Raw genomic sequence first — 2,186 nt, 5'->3', positions numbered from 1 at the left:
GCCACTTCGGTGTAGCCGCGCAGCTGGCTCGGGCTGCCGCCGTTGACTTCGTTGAGGATGGTTTGCGCCGCGACGCCCTTGAGGTTCGGGTTGCCGACGATGATCCCGCCCAGTTGGGTGCTCTGCGTGCGGTCGGTGGCGTTGTTGAGGATCAGCCCCTGCTGGCCGACGTTGTAGTCGTGGAACTGGTTATGCGACAGGCCGCTGCCATTGGGCGTGGCGATATTGACGATGGGTACGCCGTTGCCCGCCTGGCCCAGGCTGGTGCCCGGCGCGCTGACCACGATGCCTTCCGCCTGGGCCCACAGCGGTTGCCAGAACATGGCGTTGGCCAGGATGAACGCCAGGCCGCGCTTGGGCAGGCCGCAGAAGTGCTCGCGGGTTTTCAGGGCAGCAGAAGGCTGGCGGGCCAGGAAAGCGAATTGGCGAACATCCATGTCGAAGGTCTCGGAAAAACGCGAATCAGAGGAAGAAATCCAGGCGGAAGTAGATCGGCGCTTCGCGCTCGCTCAGGACATCCGGGCGTTCAAGGGAATGGGCGAAGGTCACGCTGGTCGCCAGGTGCCGGCCGCGGGCGAACAGCTCCAGGGAGTTGCTCGACAGGCGCCCGTGCTGCTCACCGTTGTAGCGATCGCCACGGATGACGCCCTGGTCGTAGCCCAGGCTGCTGCCGTACTCAGTGAACAGTGGCTGTAGCCAGGCCCAGGTCACCGGACGGCTCCAGCGCAGGTCGTTGCGCCAGTACCCGCCGCTGTCGCCGGACAGCGACTGGTCCTTGTACCCGCGAATCGACGACTGCCCGCCCAGGCTGGTGCGCTGCGGGCTGAACAGCACGTCTTCGCTGCGCTGGCCGGTCATCAGGCTGCTGAAGCTGAACGACTCGCCCCACAGCTTGAACGGCTGCAGGTAACTGAGGGTGGCGGTGTATTTGCGGTAGCGCGCATTCGGCTCGCCGGGTCCCGGGTGGCCATTGCCCTGGGCGTCGAAAGCGCCAATGCCGTGCTGCATGCCCAGGTCGAGGTTGACGAAGGCACCGCCGATACGCCGGCCGTGGTTGATGCCGAACTGGGCTTCGCTGAGGCGATTGCTGCTCAAGGCCAGCTTGCTGTCTTCGATGAAGTTGTTGGTGCGCAGGTAGGCCAGGCCGGCATTCAGCGAAGTCTTGCTCACCGCATCACGCAGGATCACCCGCTCGGCGCGCAGCTGGTGGTTCTGGCTGTCGCCGGTCTGCTTGAAGCTGAAACCATTGGCCTGGGCCTGGGAGCGGTACTCGCTCTGGCTGTAGGTGTAACTGAAGTTCCACCAGCCCCAGGGCAGGTTGTAATAGAGCATGGCGTTGTTGGAGCTGTGCTGGTGATCGCTCATGGCATCGTGGCCACCGCGCAACATCAGCTGGTCGGCCAGCCCCAGCGGGCTGTCCCAGTCGAAGGTGGTGCCCCACTGCTGCTCGCCGGTGCTGCGCTGGCCGTCGTTGCTGCGTGACAGCCCGGCTCGCCAGGGCTTTTGCGCAGTGTTCTTGACCAGCACTTCGCTGCCACCGACCTCCTTGCCGGGGGCCAGCTCCATTTGCGCCTGGTTCGACGGCAGGCGGTTGAGCTGGTCCACCAGTTGTTCGATTTCCCGCAGGTTGACCCGCTCGCCGACCTGGCCGGGAAAGGCCATGGCCAGCTCGCGCTCGGACAGCTGGCTGTCGGCCGCGCCCTTCAAGCCTTCGAGCCGGCCCTCGACCACCAGCACCTTCAAGTGGCCGCCGGACAGGTCCTGCTGCGGCAGGTAGGCACGGCTGGTCACCAGGCCCTTCTCGAGGTAGTGATCGGTGATGACCTTGAGCAACTCGTTGAGCTGGCTGACACCCAGGCACTGGCCGATATAAGGCTTGAGCAGGCGCGCCTGCTCGGCGGCGGACAGGCTGTCAGCGCCCTTGAGCTCGATGTCCTGGATCGGGAAACAGCGGGTGTCGGCAGGTGCGGTCGGCGCCGTGGGGGCGGCCTCTTTACCGGGCAGGTCCTTGAGTTCTTCCAGGCGCCGGCGCTGCTCTTCGAGCAGGCGATCCTGGCGTTCGCGGATCAGGTCGGTGTCACCGGGGGTGGGAGCGGCATGAACGAGGTGTAGCGGAGTCAGGCACAGCAAAGCCAGGCACAACCTCCCCGCGAGGGCGGGTGAGTACATGTTCGGTCCCTCGAGAC

At 65.6% G+C, this 2,186-nt stretch carries 2 protein-coding genes; both read right to left on the bottom strand.

Annotated features, from left to right (window positions below; translation table 11 throughout):
- A partial coding sequence (locus AC07PQ_RS30700) for a two-partner secretion domain-containing protein (RefSeq protein WP_493186776.1) occupies nt 1–437 on the bottom strand: 437 nt, incomplete at its 3' end.
- Nucleotides 438–462: 25 nt separating this feature from the next.
- On the bottom strand, nt 463–2,169 hold the full coding sequence (locus tag AC07PQ_RS30695; RefSeq protein ID WP_493186777.1) for a ShlB/FhaC/HecB family hemolysin secretion/activation protein: 1,707 nt from the start codon (nt 2,167–2,169) through the stop codon (nt 463–465).
- Between the last annotated feature and the right edge of the window lie 17 nt (nt 2,170–2,186).

It is taken from the genome of Pseudomonas sp. GW821-FHT09E12, assembly GCF_059416085.1.
Note: the sequence above shows the minus strand (reverse complement) of the source record. Positions and strands in the feature narration are given on the sequence as shown.

What these genes read in the sequence shown, in the direction of transcription:
- AC07PQ_RS30695 (WP_493186777.1), bottom strand. Translation starts at nt 2,169, where the DNA reads ATGTACTCACCCGCCCTCGCGGGGAGGTTGTGCCTGGCTTTGCTGTGC.